General features: G+C 62.6%; 3 protein-coding genes. All 3 read left to right on the top strand.

Going from position 1 to position 3,701, the window contains the following annotated elements; translation table 11 throughout:
• The coding region (locus EOC06_RS28995; protein ID WP_245470167.1) for a glycerol-3-phosphate dehydrogenase/oxidase at positions 1–1,494 on the top strand (1,494 nt) is incomplete at its 5' end.
• Between the two features lie 423 nt (positions 1,495–1,917).
• Complete coding sequence (locus EOC06_RS28990; protein ID WP_127269800.1) at positions 1,918–2,928, top strand: sugar-binding transcriptional regulator; 1,011 nt, start codon at positions 1,918–1,920, stop codon at positions 2,926–2,928.
• A 33-nt stretch (positions 2,929–2,961) separates the two neighbouring features.
• Positions 2,962–3,618, top strand: a complete 657-nt coding sequence (locus EOC06_RS28985) for a DUF2291 domain-containing protein (protein ID WP_127269798.1) — start codon at positions 2,962–2,964, stop codon at positions 3,616–3,618.
• Positions 3,619–3,701 lie beyond the last annotated feature (83 nt).

The raw sequence follows: 3,701 nt of genomic DNA, 5'->3' as shown, positions 1-3,701 counted from the left end.
CTGAAATATCTCGAAACCGGCGAGTTCAGGCTGGTGGCGCAGTCGACGCTCGAACGCAATCTGCTTTTGAAAAACGCGCCGCACTATGTCAGCCCGCTGCCGACCGTCATCCCGATCTTTTCCTGGAGCAAAGGCATGCTGGCGGCGCTGCGGACGCTGTTCGGCTCGACCAGCGCGCCGCGCAGCCGTGGCGCCGTCCTGATCAAGATCGGCCTGATGATCTATGATTTCTATGGCTCGCGAAATCAGGTCATGCCGCGTCACCGCATGGTCGGGCGGCGCCAGGCGCTCAGTGAGATGCCGGCGCTCGCCCCCTCGATCGTCGCCACCGGCACCTACTACGACGCCAAGATAAGCCACCCCGAGAGGCTCGTGCTCGAACTGATCCTCGATGGGCTGCAGGCAAACGAGGCCTCGGCCAGCGCGAACTACACGGCGCTGGCGAAGTCCGCCGATGGCATGCTGACCTTCCAGCCGGAAAACGGCGCGGCCTTTTCGGTGCGGCCGAAGCTGGTGGTCAATGCCGCCGGCCCATGGATCGACGATGTCAACGATTCGCTAGGCGCGCCGTCGAAGATGATCGGCGGCACCAAGGGCTCGCACATCCTGTTGAAGCACGACGAGCTGGTCAAAAGCCTGGCCGGACGCATGCTGTATTTCGAAGCCGATGACGGCCGCATCTGCCTTGTCTACGACTATCTCGGCCTGGCGCTGGTCGGCTCCACCGACATCAAGGCCGACAACCCCGACGCGGTGCGCTGCGAACCTGACGAAGTCGAGTACCTGCTCGACAGCGTACGGACGCTGCTGCCGGGGATGGCGTTCGAGCGCGACCAGATCGTCTATGCCTATAGCGGCATCCGGCCGCTGCCGGCCTCGGATGCATCGGTGCCCGGCTTGATCAGCCGTGACCACTCGGCGCCCGTCGCCGAGCCGGATCGGAACAGACCTTTCGCAGTCATCTCGCTGATCGGCGGCAAGTGGACGACCTTTCGCGGCTTCGCCGAGGAAGTCGCCGACACCGTGCTCGGCCGCCTGCAGCGCAGCCGCAAGGTGACGACGCAGACCATGCCGATCGGCGGCGGCAGGGATTTCCCGGCTGATGCTGCAGCGCGAGCAAGTTGGCTGGCTCTGGCTCACTCGGAGACGGGCGCTGGAGAACGGCGTCTCGAGGCGCTGCTGTCGCGATATGGCACCAGAGCCACGCAGATCGCCACACATGAGCCGGATGATGAGGGCCGACTGCCGGATTCAGAAAGCTACAGCCGATCGGAAATTGACTACATCGTCCGCACCGAGTTCGTCGAACATCTGGCCGATATCGTCATGCGCCGCAGCACCCTGGCGATATCAGGGTCACTGACGGGCCGGGATCTGCAGGAGATTGCGACGATTGCCGGACGGGCGCTGGGTTGGAGCGCCGGGCGCCTCGCAGAGGAAGTCGAGGCCGCAGCCCTGGAACTCGAGGACCGGAACCTGATGCGGCTGGGCTGATCATTCCGTCGCCGATGCTCTTTCCCAAGGCAATCCGGTCGGTTTGCCTAAGGATGCGTCGCATCCCCCATCGCTCAACTCACAGGTGGATTGGGATTTTGCCGATGTCAGATATTATTCTGGAGAAACAGCTAGTTAGCAAAAAATTAGATAGCCGATGGCTGTGAAATTCTACTGGCTCAGGCGCGAAATAACACAGATTGACGTTAAATTAACATAGCCGTATGATCGAGTAACATGCTCACCTCCTAATGGGTCGATGTTGCCCGCCGAAATGCCGGCAGACCGGCGTTTCGGGAAGGGCGAGACCTGTGAATCGCCCATATGTGCATGCGCCAAATCCGGCGAGGGATTGACAGCGATGTAGGGATGTGAAAATTTTTGCACACAAAGATAATAATATCATCTCAGGGAGGAGATGTCTTGAAATCCGGCGGAGCCACTAACCGCGATCATGAGTCCAGCCTCGCCACCCGCGCGGCCTGGCTTCACTATGCCGGGGGTCTGACGCAGGCCCAGGTGGCCAAGCGGCTCGGCCTGACCAGCCTCAAGGCGCATCGGCTCATCACCCGGGCCACCCAGGATGGCCTTGTCAGGGTGATCATCGACGGCGATGTCGGCGAATGCATCGACCTCGAGCAGCAGCTGATCACTGCTTACGGGCTCGACTACTGCGAGGTTGTTCCTGATCTCGATCAGGACGAGCTGCCGCTGAAGGCGCTTGGCATCGCCGGCGCTCAGTTTCTGAAGCGGGAGATCGATCGCGGCGAGGACATGCTGATCGGCGTCGGCCATGGCCGTACCCTTGCCGCAAGCGTCGAGTATCTGACGCGCACCGCCGCTGCCCATATCCGTTTCGTCTCGCTGCTTGGCGGCGTGACGCGCAAATTCGCGGCCAACCCGCACGACGTCATGCATCGGCTGGCCGAGCGGACCGGCGCGCAGGCCTATGTGATGCCGGTGCCTTTCGTCGCCAACACCGCCGAGGACCGTGAAGTGCTGCTTGGTCAGCGCGGCATTAGCGATGTCTTCGACCTCGCAAGCCGGTCCGACCTGATGTTCGTCGGCATAGGGACCGCCGAGCGGGAAGCTTCGTTGGTCGCTACCGGCATGATCGAACATTCCGAAATCGATGAGGTCAAACGCGATGGCGGCGTCGGCGAGTTGCTCGCCCACTTCTTCGACGACAAGGGGCGCCCGGTGGAAACGGCGTTGTCGGACAGGATTCTGGCGCTTCCGCGGGATCAGTTGAAAGGTCGCCGGATCGTCGCCGTCGCCGGCGGCAAGATCAAAGTGCGTGCCATCAAAGCGGTGCTCGAAAGCCGTTATCTGAGCGGCCTGATCACCGACGAGTCCACCGCTCGTGCCCTTGTCGAACAGAACAAACCCAATGGCGCGAAGCGCCATGTGAACGGAGGATCGTCAAATGCGTGACAAGCGCGGATCAGCCTTGCTGGCGGTTGCGTCATGAGCGCGAAAGCCGCCACCGCATCGACCAGGCCGGCTTCGCCCGCCCTGCGTCGGGCACTTGCCGGCGCCGCGGTTGTCGTCCTGCTCGGCGCCATGGCGCTCGACACCAAGGTGGTCAGGATCGGCTCTGCCGGCGATGTCCGCAGCGCCGTGTTTTCCGCCGCTGACTACGGCAAGTCGGAGTTTCCCAAGGTGCAGGCCGATGTCGAGGCACGCGCCGCCGACGCGGTGACGGTGGCTGCTGCTATCGCCAAGGACAGGGCGACGGCGGAAAAGGAATATGGCGTGCCGGCGGGCGTCGGACCGGTCATCTCGGTCAAGTTCACCGGTGTCGTCGGCGAAGGAAAATCCGGCATCTACAAGGTCGCCGTCGAAGGCGTGCCGGACACGCTGATGATCCGGGTGCAAACGGGACCGGCGATCAACGGCACCGAGCTTCGCGACGCCACCGGCAAGATCACATTCGGCCAGTTCACCAACCAGATCGAATACCAGGACGCCGGTTCGGCGCTGAACAACGAGATGAAGAAGGAAGTCCTGGCCAAGGTCGACACCAGCACCTTGACCGGCAAGACCGTATCGGTGGTCGGCGCATTCAAGCTGGTCAACCCGAAGAGCTGGCTGGTCACTCCGGTGAGGCTGGAGGTCAAATGAGCGCGGCTGCAGACACCGGACCCGCGACCGGCGACGCCGTGCTTTCGGCGCGCAACATCGTCATGTCGTATGGCGGCGTTCAT

Source organism: Mesorhizobium sp. M7A.F.Ca.MR.362.00.0.0 (assembly GCF_004023175.1).
Taxonomy (GTDB): Bacteria; Pseudomonadota; Alphaproteobacteria; order Rhizobiales; family Rhizobiaceae; genus Mesorhizobium.
The sequence above is the reverse complement of the archived record's forward strand: the minus strand, read 5'-3'. Positions and strand labels throughout refer to the sequence as shown.

Coding starts and splice junctions, on each gene's coding strand:
- EOC06_RS28985 (WP_127269798.1), top strand. CDS start 2,962: ATGAGCGCGAAAGCCGCCACCGCATCGACCAGGCCGGCTTCGCCCGCC.